The sequence below is a fragment of the Rhodococcus daqingensis genome (genome assembly GCF_042665615.1).
In the GTDB taxonomy this organism is placed as follows: domain Bacteria; phylum Actinomycetota; class Actinomycetes; order Mycobacteriales; family Mycobacteriaceae; genus Rhodococcus_G; species Rhodococcus_G daqingensis.
Genome location: NZ_JBHTCS010000012.1, coordinates 80110 through 94621 on the forward strand (window position 1 = coordinate 80110; position 14512 = coordinate 94621).

General features: G+C 70.6%; 10 protein-coding genes. 6 read left to right on the forward strand and 4 right to left on the reverse strand.

All coding sequences use genetic code 11. The annotated features are described in order from the left end of the window. The first annotated feature begins 88 nt into the window (after positions 1-88). Genes ACFQS9_RS10640 through pknB form a run of 6 tightly spaced genes read left to right on the forward strand, consistent with a single transcriptional unit; the run spans position 89 to position 8256 of the window. Positions 89-553: an FHA domain-containing protein FhaB/FipA gene (locus ACFQS9_RS10640; protein WP_378404312.1), complete on the forward strand. Its 465-nt coding sequence runs from the start codon at positions 89-91 to the stop codon at positions 551-553. Beyond that, on the forward strand, positions 550-2019 hold the full coding sequence (locus ACFQS9_RS10645) for a PP2C family protein-serine/threonine phosphatase (protein WP_378404314.1): 1470 nt from the start codon (positions 550-552) through the stop codon (positions 2017-2019). The genes ACFQS9_RS10640 and ACFQS9_RS10645 overlap by 4 nt, the downstream gene beginning before the upstream one ends. Then, a complete protein-coding gene (locus ACFQS9_RS10650) occupies positions 2019-3473 on the forward strand; it encodes an FtsW/RodA/SpoVE family cell cycle protein (RefSeq protein WP_378404316.1) in 1455 nt (484 codons plus the stop codon). Before ACFQS9_RS10645 ends, ACFQS9_RS10650 begins: the two co-directional genes overlap by 1 nt. Continuing rightward, positions 3470-4960, forward strand: coding sequence for a peptidoglycan D,D-transpeptidase FtsI family protein (locus tag ACFQS9_RS10655; protein ID WP_378404318.1), 1491 nt, complete (start codon positions 3470-3472; stop codon positions 4958-4960). Before ACFQS9_RS10650 ends, ACFQS9_RS10655 begins: the two co-directional genes overlap by 4 nt. Before the next feature lie 3 nt (positions 4961-4963). Further along, positions 4964-6334 carry a serine/threonine-protein kinase gene (locus ACFQS9_RS10660; protein ID WP_378404320.1) on the forward strand — a complete coding sequence of 457 codons (1371 nt, stop codon included), beginning with the start codon at positions 4964-4966 and terminating at the stop codon, positions 6332-6334. Further along, positions 6331-8256, forward strand: coding sequence for a Stk1 family PASTA domain-containing Ser/Thr kinase (pknB, locus tag ACFQS9_RS10665; RefSeq protein WP_378404322.1), 1926 nt, complete (start codon positions 6331-6333; stop codon positions 8254-8256). Before ACFQS9_RS10660 ends, pknB begins: the two co-directional genes overlap by 4 nt. Before the next feature lie 11 nt (positions 8257-8267). On the opposite strand, the gene ACFQS9_RS10670 is transcribed toward pknB, so the two are convergent. The 4 genes from ACFQS9_RS10670 to ACFQS9_RS10685 are packed head-to-tail and all read right to left on the reverse strand — an operon-like array spanning position 8268 to position 14477. Further along, positions 8268-9158 (reverse strand): AraC family transcriptional regulator, encoded by an 891-nt coding sequence (locus ACFQS9_RS10670; RefSeq protein WP_378404324.1) that lies wholly within the window; start codon positions 9156-9158, stop codon positions 8268-8270. Then, positions 9155-10423 (reverse strand): benzoate/H(+) symporter BenE family transporter, encoded by a 1269-nt coding sequence (locus ACFQS9_RS10675; protein WP_378404326.1) that lies wholly within the window; start codon positions 10421-10423, stop codon positions 9155-9157. The genes ACFQS9_RS10670 and ACFQS9_RS10675 overlap by 4 nt, the downstream gene beginning before the upstream one ends. Further along, positions 10420-13101, reverse strand: coding sequence for a helix-turn-helix transcriptional regulator (locus tag ACFQS9_RS10680; RefSeq protein WP_378404328.1), 2682 nt, complete (start codon positions 13099-13101; stop codon positions 10420-10422). Before ACFQS9_RS10680 ends, ACFQS9_RS10675 begins: the two co-directional genes overlap by 4 nt. Beyond that, on the reverse strand, positions 13098-14477 hold the full coding sequence (locus ACFQS9_RS10685; protein ID WP_378404330.1) for an MFS transporter: 1380 nt from the start codon (positions 14475-14477) through the stop codon (positions 13098-13100). Before ACFQS9_RS10685 ends, ACFQS9_RS10680 begins: the two co-directional genes overlap by 4 nt. Between the last annotated feature and the right edge of the window lie 35 nt (positions 14478-14512).

A 14512-nucleotide genomic window follows, 5' to 3' on the forward strand; every position in this document is an offset into this window, starting at 1 on the left:
GACACAGGCTGCATCGCCATAAGATGCTGCCAGTAAAAGGCCGGAGTTCGGGACCACCCGATCGCCACGAAAGAGGAGGTGGACCGCCGTGCAGGGACTCATCCTGCAGCTGACCAGGGCGGGCTTCCTGCTGCTGCTGTGGCTGTTCGTCTGGGCTGTGCTCCGGACCCTGCGCAGCGACGTCTACGCCGCCTCGGGAGTGCGTGTGCCGCCCCGCTATTCGGGGAGCTCGTCGGTGCTGCCGTCGTTCGGCAAGCCGAAGGTGGCAAAGTTCCTCGTCGTCACGCAGGGCGCGCTGGCGGGCACCCGCATCACCCTCGGCACGCAGCCCGTTCTGATCGGCAGGGCCGACGATTCCACTCTCGTGCTCACCGACGACTACGCCTCCACCCGGCACGCCCGGCTCTCCCAGCGCGGAACCGACTGGTACGTGGAGGATCTCGGATCCACCAACGGCACCTACCTGGACCGGGCGAAGGTGACCACCGCGGTCCGTGTACCGCTCGGCACCCCGGTTCGCGTCGGCAAGACCGTGATCGAGCTGCGCCCGTGACCCTTGTCCTCCGATACGCGGCGCGCAGCGACCGCGGCCTGGTGCGCTCGAACAACGAAGACTCCGTCTACGCGGGTGCCCGTCTGCTCGCGCTCGCCGACGGCATGGGCGGGCACGCCGCGGGCGAGGTCGCCTCGCAGCTGATGATCGCCGCCCTCGCTCACCTCGACGACGACGAGCCAGGCGAGGACCTGCTCGGCAAGCTCGAAGCGGCCACCCGCGCCGGCAATGCCGCCATCGCGGACCAGGTGGAGGAGGAGCCCGAGCTCGACGGCATGGGCACCACGCTGACCGCAATCCTGTTCGCGGGCAGCAAGCTCGGCCTGGTCCACATCGGCGACTCGCGCGCCTACCTGCTGCGCGACGGGGCGCTCACCCAGATCACCCGGGACGACACCTTCGTGCAGTCCCTCGTCGACGAGGGCCGGATCACCGCCGAGCAGGCGCACACCCACCCGCAGCGTTCCCTCATCATGCGGGCACTGACCGGCAACGAGATCGAGCCCACGCTCACGGTCCGGGAGGCCCGCGCCGGCGACCGGTACCTGCTCTGCTCCGACGGACTCTCCGATGTCGTCAGCGACGAGACGATCGCGGAGGTGCTGCGCGAGGGCGGGCACGGCGAGGCCGCGGACCGACTCATCGAACTGGCCCTGCGCAGCGGCGGACCCGACAACGTCACGGTGGTCGTCGCCGACGTCATCGACCTCGACTACGGCCAGAGCCATCCGATCGTCGCGGGCGCCGCCTCCCACGAGGACGAGGACGACGCCCCGCCCCCGGACACCGCCGCCGGGCGGGCCGCCGCCATGCGCCCGCCCCGGGCGACCCCGCGCCGGGTGACCGGCCCGGTCGACACCTCGGCCGCGAAGCCGAAGCGCCGACGACTGACCTGGATCCTGGTGGGGCTGGGCCTGATCGCCGTCGTGGTGGCGGCACTCGTGATCGGGCGCGGCCTGATCCGCAGCAACTACTACGTGGGTGCGGACGACAGCAGGGTGACCGTGCTGCGCGGCGTCCCCGGATCCGTGTTCGGCTACTCGTTGCAGGAGGCGAACCTCGTCGGCTGCATCACCAACAGCGGATCGCTGAGTCTGGTGACGCCGGACGCCGAGCCGACGAACTGCACCCTGCTGATGGTCGACGACCTCCAGCCCTCGGCCCGCGAGCAGGTGCGCGCCGGTCTCCCGTCGGGGAGCCTCGACGACGCCAAGCGGCAGATGAGCCGGCTCGCCACCGCCGACCTGCTGCCCGTGTGCCCGAGCACCGCGACCGGGAGCACCACTCCCCCGGCGACGGGCGGCCCGACCAGCCCGGCACCACCCACCAGCCCCGCCGTGCCGCCCACCGAGCCCGCGCCTGCCGCCGCGACACCGACGCCCGGTCCCACGGCGGCGGTGCCGCCAATTCCCTCCGAGTTGGCCCAGGCACACGTGCCCGGGCAGAACTGCAGGACCGGCCGCTGATGTCTGTCTCCGCGGCACAGTCGGGGCCGTCTTTCCCGAGTCCGGCGGGAGGGTTCGCACCCGCACCCGTTCAATCGAACCGGCGCAACGCCGAACTGCTGCTGATCATCGGCGCGATCGCGATCACCATCCTGTCCCTGGTGCTGGTGGAGGCCAGCCAGGAGCAGAAGATCACCCTCGACCTGGCCAAGTACGCCCTCGCCTACACCGCCCTGTTCGTCATCGCCCACCTCGCGGTACGCAGGTTCGCCCCGTTCGCCGACCCCCTGCTGCTGCCGATCGTCGCGCTGCTCAACGGTCTCGGGCTGGTGCTGATCCACCGACTCGATCTCGCCGACGCCGCGACCGCGGCCTCCTTCGGCTGGGAGATCCCCTCCCCCGACGCCAACCAGCAGGTGCTGTGGACGGCGCTCGCGATCGCCGGGTTCATCGCGGTGCTGGTGTTCCTCGAGGACTACCGGCTGCTCGCGCGGTTCAGCTACACCCTCGGCCTCGCCGGGTTGGTGCTGCTCGCCATCCCCGCGTTGCTGCCGTCGTCGATGTCGGAGGTGAACGGCGCGAAGATCTGGATCAAGTTGCCGTTCTTCAGCATTCAGCCCGGCGAGTTCGCCAAGATCCTGCTGATCATCTTCTTTGCCTCCGTGCTGGTGTCCAAGCGCGAGCTGTTCACCGCGGCGGGCAGGCACTTCTTCGGCATGGACCTGCCGCGCGCCCGTGACCTCGGGCCGATCCTCGTCGCCTGGGTCGTCTCGATCGGCGTGCTGGTGCTCGAGAAGGATCTCGGCACCTCGTTGCTGCTGTTCGGCACCGTGCTGGTGATGCTCTACATCGCCACCGAGCGGGTCGGGTGGCTGCTGATCGGCGGCGGCCTGCTCGCGCTCGGGTTCGTGTTCGCCTACCAGCTCTTCGGACACGTCCGGGTCCGGGTGAACACCTGGCTCGACCCGCTGGCCGACTACAACAACACCGGATATCAGATCTCGCAATCGCTGTTCGGCCTCGCGACCGGCGGGCTCGCCGGAACCGGCCTCGGCAGCGGGCGTCCGTCGCAGGTCCCGTTCGCGAAGACCGACTTCATCGTCGCGACGATCGGCGAGGAGCTCGGGCTGGTCGGCCTCGCCGCCGTGCTGATGCTGTTCCTGATCTTCGTCATCCGGGGGCTGCGGACCGCGCTGGCCGTGCGTGACAGCTTCGGCAAGCTGCTGGCCGCCGGGCTGTCCTTCACGGTGGCGATCCAGGTCTTCGTGGTCGTCGGCGGCGTCACCAAGCTGATCCCACTGACCGGCCTGACCACCCCCTTCATGTCCTATGGCGGCTCCTCGCTGCTGGCGAACTACCTGTTGCTGGCGTTGCTCATCAAGATCTCCGACTCCGCGCGAACGCCGGCGAAGCCGACGAAGAAGGGACCCGCCCCCATCGCGGACGCACCGACCGAAATGCTGAGGCGCCCATGAACACGCCGCTGCGCCGCGTCGCGATGGCGGTCATGGTGATGGTGGTGGCGCTGCTCGCCAACGCCACCTACGTGCAGGTCATCAAGGCCGATGACCTGCGCACCGACCCCCGCAACTCGCGCGTGCTCCTGGACGAGTACTCCCGTCAGCGCGGACAGATCTCGGCCGGCGGCCAGGTGCTCGCCGCGTCGATACCCACCGATGACCGGTACAAGTACCTCCGGACGTACCCGCCGAACCAGGCGGCGCCGTCCAGCCCGTTCGCCAACGCGCCGGTCACCGGCTTCTACTCGATGCTCTACGGCAGCACGGGACTCGAGCGGACCGAGGATCAGGTGCTCAACGGCTCCGACAACCGACTGTTCGGGCGACGGTTCTTCGACCTGGTCTCCGGCCGCGACCCGCGCGGCGGCAACGTGGTCACCACCATCGACCCGGTGGTCCAGCAGGTCGCGTACGACCAGCTGACCGCGAAGGGCTACACCGGCTCCGTGGTCGCGATCCGGCCCAGCACCGGCGAGGTGCTGGCGATGGCCAGCACGCCCAGCTACGACCCGAACCTGCTGGCCAGCCACGACGGCGCGGTCAGCACCCAGGCCTGGGAGACGCTGAACGAGGACGAGGACAAGCCCCTGCTCAACCGGGCCATCTCGCAGACCTACCCCCCGGGCTCCACGTTCAAGGTGGTGGTCACCGCCGCCGCCCTCAGCAACGGGGCCAACCCGGACGACCAGCTGACCGCGGCGCCGAACATCACCCTGCCCGGCACCAACACCACGCTGGAGAACTACAACGGCAGCACCTGCGGCAACGGCCCGACGGCCTCGCTCCGGGAGGCGTTCGCCCGATCCTGCAACACCGCGTTCGTCGAGCTCGGCATCAGGACCGGCGCGGACGCACTGAAGGAGGAGGCCGCCGGGTTCGGCGTCCAGCCCGATTCGCCGGGCATCCCGATGCCGATCGCGGACGGCACCGTCGGATCGATCCCCGACGACGCCGCGCTCGGCCAGTCCAGCATCGGCCAGCGTGACGTCGCCCTGACCCCGCTGGAGAACGCCGTGATCGCGGCGACCGTCGCCAACGGCGGTGTCCGGATGCAGCCGCACCTCGTCGCCCAGCTGCAGAGTCCCGACCTGTCGAACCTCGCCACCACCCACCCCGAGTCGCTGGGCCAGGCGGTGTCACCGCAGGTGGCGGCGACGCTCACCGACCTGATGGTCGGCTCGGAGAACAACACCGGCGGCGGCAACAAGATCCCCGGCGTCCAGATCGCGTCCAAGACCGGAACCGCGGAGCACGGCACCGATCCCCGGAACACCCCGCCGCACGCCTGGTACATCGGGTTCGCGCCCGCGGCGAACCCGGAGATCGCGATCGCGGTGCTCGTGGAGAACGGCGGCGACCGCGCCCTGGCCGCAACCGGCGGCTCGGTCGCGGCACCGATCGGGCGGGCCGTCATCGAAGCCGGATTGCGGCAGGGGGGCTGAGAGATGAGTCTGAACAACGGCGCGGTGATCGCGAACCGGTACCGACTGCAGCGGCTGATCGCCACCGGCGGCATGGGCCAGGTCTGGGAGGGCACCGACAACCGGCTGCACCGCCGGGTGGCGGTCAAGGTCCTCAAGTCGGAGTACTCCGCCGATCCCGAGTTCCTGGAACGCTTCCGCACGGAGGCACGCACCACGGCCCAGCTCAACCACCCGGGCATCGCGGGCATCTACGACTACGGCGAGACCCTCGACAGCGTCGGCCAGCCCACCGCCTATCTGGTGATGGAACTGGTCAACGGCGAACCGCTGAACGCGGTGCTCGGGCGGGTGGGCCGACTGGCGCTGCCGCACGCGCTCGACATGCTCGAGCAGACCGGCCGCGCCCTCCAGGTGGCGCACGAGGCGGGCGTGGTGCACCGCGACGTCAAGCCCGGCAACATCCTGATCACGCCGGCCGGCCAGGTGAAGATCACCGACTTCGGCATCGCGAAGGCCGTCGAGGCGTCCCCGGTGACCCGCACGGGCATGGTGATGGGCACCGCCCAGTACATCGCTCCCGAGCAGGCCCTCGGGCAGGACGCCTCGCCCGCGAGCGATGTGTATTCGCTCGGTGTGGTCGGCTACGAGGCACTGGCCGGCCGTCGGCCGTTCACCGGCGACGGCGCGCTGACGGTCGCGATGAAGCACGTTCAGGAGGTGCCGAGCCCGCTGCCCGCGGACCTGCCGCCGAACGTGCGCGAGCTGATCGACATCACGATGGCCAAGGATCCGGCCGCCCGGTACGGCAGCGGCGGGGAGTTCGCCGACGCGGTCGCCGCGGTCCGATCCGGGGCGAGGCCGCCGCTGCCCGGTGCGGGCCTGCCGCCGCGGCCGGGGACAGGGCAGCTGACGGGGGCGGTGCCGCCGATCGTCGGGACCCAGATGATGCCGACATCCCAGCGCGAATATGCTGGCCCCGATTCCGGGTCGGTGCCGGCGGTGGCGACGGGCATGACCAAGGGACAGAAGATCCTGGCCTGGGGCGGCGGCGGGTTGCTGCTCGCGGCCCTGCTGATCTCCGTGGGCATCCTCCTGTTCGACGGTGACGGCGCGCCGGGTGATCCGACGCCGCCGCCGGTGACGACGACGCGGCCGGTGGTCACCACCACCAGTCGTCCGCCCGTGACCACCACGACCACGGAACCGACCACCACGACCACGGAACCGACGACCACCACGACGGAACCGACCACCACCACGACGACCACGGAACCGACGACCACCACGACGGAACCGACCACCACCACGACGACCACCACGACGACGACCCGCACCACCACCGCCACGACCACGCCGGAGGAACTCGAGCCGGCCCCGCAAGGACAGCCATGACCACACCCCGCAAGCTCTCTTCCCGCTACGAGCTGGGCGAGATCCTCGGCTTCGGTGGCATGTCCGAGGTGCACCTCGCCCGCGACATGCGCCTGAGCCGGGACGTGGCGATCAAGGTGCTGCGCGCCGACCTCGCCCGCGACCCCACGTTCTACCTCCGATTCCGTCGCGAGGCGCAGAACGCGGCGGCCCTGAACCATCCGGCGATCGTGGCCGTCTACGACACCGGCGAGGCCGAGACCGACGGCGGGCCGCTGCCGTACATCGTGATGGAGTACGTCGACGGCGAGACGCTGCGCGACATCGTCCGCACCGAGGGACCCATGCAGCCCCGGCGCGCGATGGAGGTCATCGCCGATGTCTGCGCGGCGCTCGATTTCAGCCACCGCAACGGGATCGTGCACCGGGACATCAAGCCGGCGAACATCATGATCAACCGCGCCGGCGCGGTGAAGGTGATGGATTTCGGCATCGCGCGCGCCATCTCCGACGCGTCCAGCCCGATGACCCAGACGTCCGCGGTGATCGGCACCGCCCAGTACCTCTCGCCCGAGCAGGCCCGCGGCGAGCAGGTCGATGCCCGCTCGGACGTCTACTCGCTCGGCTGTGTGCTGTTCGAGATCCTCACCGGGGAACCGCCGTTCAAGGGCGATTCCCCCGTCGCGGTCGCGTACCAGCACGTCCGGGAGGATCCGGCGCTGCCCTCGAGCGTCAATCCGAACGTGCCGCGCGAGCTCGACTCGGTGATCCTCAAGGCGATGAGCAAGAACCCGGCCAATCGCTACCAGAGCGCCGCGGACATGCGGTCGGACCTGGTGCGGGTGCTCGGCGGCCAGCGTCCGGGCGCGCCGATGGTGATGAACGACGAAGACCGCACCACCATCCTCGGGGCCGTGGACGCACCCAACCGGTACGGGACGCCTCCCCCGCCCCCCGCACCGGCGGCGCAGATGGCGGCAGCCGCGCCCCAGGGCGACCAACCGCGCAGCCGCAAGGCCGTGCGCGCGGTTCTGCTGTCGGTCGCCGCCCTGGCGGTGATCGGCATCGTCGGCGCCTTCCTGTGGTCGCTCGGACCCGGATCGAAGGCCGCCCAGGTCACCGTCCCGAACGTCACCAACCAGACCTCACAGGACGCCCAGAACGCGCTGCAGAACCTCGGTTTCCGGGTGCAGACCCAGCCGAAGCCCAGCGATGAGGTGGCCTCGGGCAACGTCATCGCCAGCATCCCTGTCGCAGGCACCAGGGCCGACGAGGGCACCACCGTGACCCTCGACGTGTCCACCGGTCCGCAGGAGGTGGAGGTGCCGACGCTGACCGGCATGTCACAGGCGCAGGCGGCTCAGGCACTGAACGCGATCGGGCTGCGGCTGGACCCGACGGTCGGCACGGCCGCGTCGACGCCCGAACAGCTGGACAAGGTGGTCGGTCAGAAGCCGGACGCCGGGTCGAACGTGGCCCTGGACGGCACCGTGAAGATCACCCTCGGCAGCGGACCGGAACAGATCCGGATCCCGAACGTCGTCGGCCAGACCCTCGACGTCGCGCAGCCGAACATCGAGGGTGCCGGGTTCAAGGTCCAGGTCGAGAACATCGACTCCGGCAAGCCCAAGGGCGAGGTGGTCTCCACCGACCCGACGGGCGGCAGCGCGGCGGCCAAGGGTGCCACCGTCACGATCCGGGTGTCGAACGGCAACATGGTCACGATGCCCAACCTGAACAACCTGAGCGTGTCGCAGGCGCTCGATGCGCTGCGGCGCGCGGGCTGGACGGGATCCTCGAGCCAGCTCGATCAGCATCCGGAGGCCACCCTGGAGACCGACCTGGTCGGCAAGGTCGTCACCCAGGCGCAGCCGGCCGGCTCGGAGATCTCCAAGACCGCGACCATCTCGGTCGGGATCGGCCAGCTCGGCATTCCCCGGTAGCCGGGACCGCCTCACCGCTCCGGGTCGGACAACTGAGTTCGCCGCCAGCGGAGCGGTGAGGTGGCGAAGCGTTTCCGGAAGGCCCGGCTGAACGCGGCGTCGGACTCGTAGCCGACCATCGTCGCGATCGTGCCGACCGGCGTGGAGCTGTGCCTGAGCAGTTCGGTGGCCCGGTCCAGTCGGCGCTCGGTGACGTAGGCGCCCGGTGTCTGCCCGACGAGGCGGGTGAACCGTTCTGCGAAGGCCGATCGGGACAGCGCCGCCAGGTGGGCCAGCGCCTCGACGGTCCAGGCGCGGGCCGGGTCCCGGTGGATGGCCTCGAGCGCCTTCCCCACCTGGGGGTCCATCGCGGCGGTCAGCCAGCCGCCCTCGGCGACGCCGCTGCCGGCCCAGGCCCGCAGGATCTGGACGAAGAGCAGGTCCAGGATCCGGGAGACCATCACGGCGGATCCCGGCTTCGGATTGGTGATCTCCTCGGCCAGCAGCCTGCCGCTCACGTCGAGCCATTCCAACGGATCGGTGGGGTCCTGGTGCACCTCGATCACGGTCGGCAACACCGCGAGCAGCCGGCCGGCGGGCACCTCGTCGAGGGTGAACGTTCCGCACAGCCACCGAGCGGCGTGGACGCCGCGTTCGTCGCCGAGTTCGATCGAATGGGCCGACCCGTGCGGGAGCAGGGCGACGTCCCCGCGGCCGAGCCGGATGGGGTCGGCCCAGCCGGCCAGCAGGAGGTCGATCTCCCCGTGCTCGACGATGTACAGCGCGCGCATTTCGGCAGGTACCTGTATGGCGAAGGGGGCGGACGGTTCGCACCGGTGGACCTGGTCGCCGCGAAGGCGAACGGCGTCGAGCACCTCGGAGAGCGCGTCCGCGCCGGGCAGGACGTCCTGATGTCCGGTCAACACTGCCTCCAGTCCTGTCGTTCGAGCATCCACGACACCGCGATACCCACCGCCAGGCCCCAGAAGGGGGCTCCGATGCCGAGTAGCTTCACGTCGGCGACGGTGACGAGCAGCGCGACCAGCGCGCCCATCGTGTACCTGCCGCCGAACGCCCCGGTGAACGAGGTCTGCAGCGCCCGCAGCAACGCCAGCCCGCCCAGTGTGGCGACGAAGGCCGCGGGCATGGCGAGCATGAGCCGCACGAAGACCGGCGCGAAGACCCCGAAGACGAGGGCGAGGACTCCGCAGACGACGCCGGCCGTGTACTGGCGCGCGCGGGCACCCGATCCGGTGAGCAGCGCGTTGGTCGGTCCGGTCAGGCAAGTCGAGACCGCGCCGACGCAGGACGCCGCCAGGGACCAGAGCCCGCAGGCGATGGTCGCCGCGTTGATCGGCGGGTGGTGTCCCGCCGCCCGGAGCACCGCCACACCCTGCCCGTTCTGCACGACGAGCACGGTGATGACCAGCGGCACCACGAGCTCGACCATCGCCTGCCAGGACCAGTCGGGCGCGGTGAACACGGGCCGGGCGAACACCCCCGAGGCGGGACCGGGGTCGAAGCGCCCGGCCAGCAGGGTGGCCGCGACCCCGACCAGCAGAGCCCCCAGCGTCGCGGGCATCCACCTGCCCAGCGGGGTGCAGGCGCTCAGGATCACGAACACCGCGACCATGGGCACGGCCACGGCCGGGTCGACACCGACAGCCAGCACGAGCTCGACGCCGAAATGCAGGAACACCCCGGCGACCATCGCGAGCACGATCGGCATCGGCAGCGCCTCCATCACCGGGCGAACCCAGCCCGTCAGCCCCAGCAGCAGGATCACGAGCCCGCTCACGATGAACGCGCCGATCACCTCCGGCCAGCTCAGGTCGGCGAGGGCTCCGCCCACGACGACGGTGCCCGGGATCGTCCAGAAGAAGGCGAGGGGCTGGCGGTAGGCCCAGCTCGCCGCGATCGTGAGGATTCCGTTGAGGAAGAAGACGCCGAAGATCCACGATGCGAGTTCCGCCTGGGTGAGGGCCCCGCTCGCCCCGGCGGCCAGAATCACCGCCACCGGTCCGGTGCACGAGAAGATCAGCCCGACGAGGCCGTTGGCCGCGTACGCGCCACCGAGGTCGCCGGCGAACCTGCGGACCCCGGTCAGCGGCAGCGCCGGGCGCTCCACCAGTCGGCGTTCGGATGTCGCGCTGTGCGGGTCGAGCGCCGTCACGATGGTGTTCCTCATTCTTGTTCGCGGAAATGTGCGGCGAGCTCACTGCGAGAACGGATCCCGAGCTTCGCGTAGATCCTGGTCAGGTGATACTGAACGGTCTTGACCGACAGGAACAGCTCACCGGCGACGTCCTTGTTGCTCCGGCCCGCCGCAACCAAATCCGCCACCGCCTGTTCCTGCGGTGTGAGGTCGGCGCGGTTCGGTCCCGTCCGCTTGATGTGTAGTCCGCCGGCCTTCAGCTCGCGGTCGCACCGCTCGACGTAGGTGGTGGCGCCCAACGTCGCGTACAGCTCGCGGGCGGACCGCATCACCGCGTCGGCCTCCCGGCGTTTGCCCGCTCGGCGCAACGTCTGGCCGTACGCAAAGGTGACCCGGGCCCGGTCGTAGGGCAGCGGCAGAATCGAAAGCTGTTGCAGCGCTGTCTCGAACACCTCTCGCGCGGCATCGATGTTGCCGCGCGCACCCTCGATCCGGCCGCGCGCGTACCCGAGCCTCGCCGACGCCGAGCGGTGGCCGCGGCGTGCGGCGAGCCGTTCGTGGGGCCGGAGGAATTCATCGGCCTCGTCCACCCGCCCGGTCATCACCAGCGCATTGGCGTACAGATCGGGCCAAGGCCAGGTGCCGGGTTCGTCCAGTCCGCCCCGCGATTGCAGCGCGGTGAGCGGTCCGAGGAAGCGGATCACGCTCTCGTAGTCGGCGACCACCTCCGCGCACTGCGCTCGCGCCAGGCAGGCGGGCACGAGCATGATCTCGTAGTTGTTCGTCGCCGCGTCCGCGCGGTTCAGGTGATCGCGGGACTCGGACCAGTTGCCACGCAGCGCATGGGTGACCGCCCCCGTCCAGTGCACCAGCGGCCGAACCAGTTCCAGCCCGAGGTCATCGATCTGGGCGGCGGCGCGGTTCACGGTGGCGATGGCCTCGTCCCAGGAGCCGAGGACGAAATGGGCTCGCGCCAACCACGCCTGGGCCCAGAGGGAGATGCGCACCGAGCCGCTCCGGTAGACCGTCGGCACGGCGCTCTCCAGTTCGCGGCGCGCCGTCTCCGGGTCGTCCAGGGACAGGTCGAGCCAGCCCTTGCCCATCCGGAACCGCTGGGCCTGTGCGCCGAGTCGGGCGCGGGTCTCCAACTCGGCGTAGGCGGCCCTCGCGTCGTCGACCCGGCCCATGGCCGCCAGCCCGAGACCCTTGATCGCCTCCGACTCGACCGCCGCGGGATCGTCGATGTCCACCAGCGCCACGGCGCGATCGACCCACTCCACCAGCTCGGCACCGCGGAGCCTGCCCAGCGAATGCAGCACCATGCGCTGCGCGATGAGCGCCGCGGTGTCCGGGTCGCGGACGGGGTCGCACTGCTCCCACGCCTTGCCCAGCAGTCGCTCGGCCTCCGCGGGCCTGCCCCGGAGAATCGCGAGGTAGCCCAGGACGGCGTCCCGCCTGGCCCCGCCCCGCCCGCTCCCGATCTCGGGCTCGAAGGCGAGGGCCTGCGGCAGGTCACCCGCGCCGACCAGGGCGTCGACCCCTCGCACCAGCCGGTCCTCGCGGTCGGAGGTGTCCGGGCTGAGCCGGCTGGCGGTGATCAGCGCGTCCGCGACCTCGGACCACGCACCGACCGAGGCCTGACGCCGGGCATAGTCCACCAACCGATCCGCGAGGTCGGCGTCGGTGACCGTGGTCGCGGACACGAGGTGATGGAGCCGCCCGCCCTCCGTCTCCACGAGATCGGCGGCCCTGATGTGCAGGTCCTGTCGCCTCGCGGGCAGGACCTGCGCCTCGACCGCCGCCTTGACGATGGGATCGGGGAACCGGACGGTGGTCTCGCCGCGGCGGTTACGCACGACCAGGACCCCGGCCGCGCTCGCCTCGTCGAGGGCCGTCATCGGTTGGTCGACCACGGACAACCGTGCGACCTCGGAGAACGTGCAGTCCTGACCCAGGACGGCGGCCGACTCGATCACGGATCTGGTTGCGGGAGAGAGTGAATGGAGAGTCCTGCGCACACTCGCCGCGATCGCACGCGGGACCGGAAGGGAGGCATGCCATTCCAGCCATCGCTTGTGCGGGACCTCGTCCAGCAGTTGTCGCAGCAGCCGCGGATTGCCCTGGGTGTGCTCGCAGAGCTGCCGAGCGGTCCGGCCGGACAGATCGACCCCGATCAGCCTGCGCGCGAGAGCGGCGACGTCGGCTGCGGTGAGTGCGCCCACGTGCACGCGGTGCGCGTGATGCTCGGCCAGGAATTGCGCGACGCCGTCGGTGACCGCCTCGGGTGGTTCGTCGGGAACGATCAGGATCACCAGGAGCCGATGCGAGTGGGCGCGACGGACCGCCGACGAGAGCGCCTGCAGCGATTCGAGGTCCGCCCAGTGCGCATCGTCGACTGCCAGGATCGTGGTCCCCTCGCACAGTTGCAGGAGATCCGGTGCCACCTCGAACGGGTCCACCCGTTGCACGGGCCCGCGCAGCAGCTGCTCGGCCACCGCGTACGGATGGTGGGCCTCCCACCGGGCGCCGCCCGCCGACGCGACGGTCAGGTCGGCGTGCCGGTCCAGAAAGTGGTGCACCAGTGTGGATTTTCCTGTCCCCGAGGAACCCTCGACGATCGCGAGCAGCGAGCCCGTGCGGGTCTCGTCCAGCAGCTGCTCGAGCTCGTCCAGTTCCTTCCGGCGACCGACCAGGAGTCCACTACCGGTCATCCGTCCACCGTAACCCCGGCCACCTCGTCGGTGCGGCGTTCGGCGGACCCCGGTTCGTCCGTGGGGACGTCGAACGATGCGGCACGATTCCTGGGCACCAGGAAGGTGACCACCATCCCGGCGACCGCGACCCCCGCGAAGATGTAGAAGGCGATCCGGTTGCTCAGGCCGGCCCCGATCAGCACGCCACCGATGATCGGTCCGAGGATTCCGCCGAGGCGGCCGAATCCCGCACACCAGGCGACCCCCGCGGCCCGCGCCTGCGTCGAGTAGTAGTTGGCGACGAATCCGTAGACGAGCACCTGGGTGCCGATCGTGCCGACGCCCGCGACGGCGACACTCAGGAGCAGCACCGGCAACGGGAATCCGAAGGTGAGCAGGACCAGGGCGAGCGCGGCCAGGCCGAACGTGGTCGCCACCACCCGCTGCGGGCCGGTGGTGTCGGCGATCCTCGAGGCGAGCAGTCCGCCGAGGATGGCGCCGCCGTTGAGCACCAGCAGGAACCAGAGCGAGCCCTTGGCGTTGTAGCCGGCGTTCTCCATGATCTTGGGCAGCCAGGTGTTGAGCCCGTAGGTGAGCAGGAGCCCGGCGAAACTCATCAGCCCGAGCAGGGCGGTCGCCGGGGCGTAGCGGCGGGTGGCCAGCGCGGCGTATCCGACCTTGCGATCGGTGGGGTCGGCGGCGGGCGCCACCGGGAGCAGCGGGATACCGAACCGATCCGAGACCTCCGTGGCCCGATCGGTCCTGCCGCGGGCGAGGTACCACTGCGGCGATTCGGGCAGCTTGACCAGTGCGATCGGGAGCAGCACGACGATCGGCAGGGCGCCGATCCAGAACAGGCCGCGCCACCCGATGGCGTCGCGCAGGACGATCGCGAGCAGGGAGGCGAGCACGCCGCCTGCGGGGACGCCGCTGTAGACGATGGCGTTGTAGAGGTTGCGCTTGCCCGCGGGCGCGAACTCGGCGACCACGGCGCCCGCCGTGGCGACCAGGCCGCCCACCCCGATGCCGGTGAGGAAGCGCCAGAGACCGAAGGTGGCGATGCTCGAGGTGGTCGCGGCGGCTCCCATCCCGATCGAGAACCACGCGATGTTGACGAGCATCATCTTGCGGCGTCCGACGTGGTCGCCGATGGCGCCGGTGGCCAGGGCCCCGACCATGACGCCGATCAGGGCGTAGGAGCCCAGCGCTCCCGCCTGCTGCGCGCTGATCGCCCCGATCTGAGAGGGATCGGCCATGAGGGTGGGCAGGATGGTGCCGTAGACGACGAGGTCGTAGCCGTCGAAGACGATGGCGGCGGTGGCGATCGCCACCACCCAGTTGACCGTGCTGCGATGCCGCGGGCTGGCCCACGTCGTGTTCTTCGTGTCGGACATGTCAGGCTCCGGTGAGTGTGAGGTGTGCGCGGATG